Source organism: Neglectibacter sp. X4 (assembly GCF_009917365.1).
Classification (GTDB): domain Bacteria; phylum Bacillota; class Clostridia; order Oscillospirales; family Acutalibacteraceae; genus Acutalibacter.
The window spans coordinates 1-739 of the sequence record NZ_QWLE01000225.1 but is presented as its reverse complement, the minus strand read 5'-3'; the positions used below and the strand labels follow the sequence as shown (position 1 = coordinate 739).

The window sequence follows — 739 nt, the reverse complement described above, 5'->3', positions numbered from 1 at the left end:
CCGCTACTTTGCCGCCTGGGTCATGGGCGAAAATGCTCCTGCCCTCCGCGCTGGTTTCCTTTGCCCGGACAGAATGGGGAATCTCTGTGCCGAATACCTTGATTTTGCTGCCGTAGGTTTCCCGCAGCAGGGCGGCAATCTCTTTGGCAAAGTTGGTGCGGTTGTCCACCATCGTCAGCAGAATACCGTCTATTTGCAGTTTCGGGTTGATCTGCCGCTTGACCTTGGCTACCGTAGAGAGCAGCTGTTCCAGCCCTTTGGCGGGCAGATACTCCGCCTGGACGGGGATTATGATCCGATTGGCAGCGGCCAGCGCGTTGACGGTGAGCATACCCAGGGAGGGCTGGCAGTCTATGAGGATATGGGAATATTGCCCCTTTACGGTATCCATGTATTGCCGCAGAATCGTTTCCCGGCTCATAGCGTTTACCAGCGACACCTCCATGCCGGACAGCTGAATATCCGCCGGCATCAGGTCCACGCCCTCCGGGTGGCGCAGAATCCCCTCGCCGGGGCGGACCGGCTGATCGGTCAGGATACGGCCCATTGCGTCAGAGAGGGTAAAGGGCAGCTTATCCGGCTGGGGATTGCCCAGGCTGATGGTCAGGCTCCCCTGCGGGTCCCCGTCAATGAGAAGCACTTTCTTTCCGGCCTGTGCCAGTCCAATCCCTAAGTTGGCACAGGTTGTGGTCTTGCCCACACCTCCCTTTTGGTTGGCGATGGCGATGATTTGCGTGTT

At 58.6% G+C, this 739-nt stretch carries 1 protein-coding gene; it reads right to left on the bottom strand.

The annotated features are described in order from the left end of the window. The coding region (locus tag D1841_RS17825) for a ParA family protein (protein WP_166554348.1) at nucleotides 1-739 on the bottom strand (739 nt) is incomplete at both ends.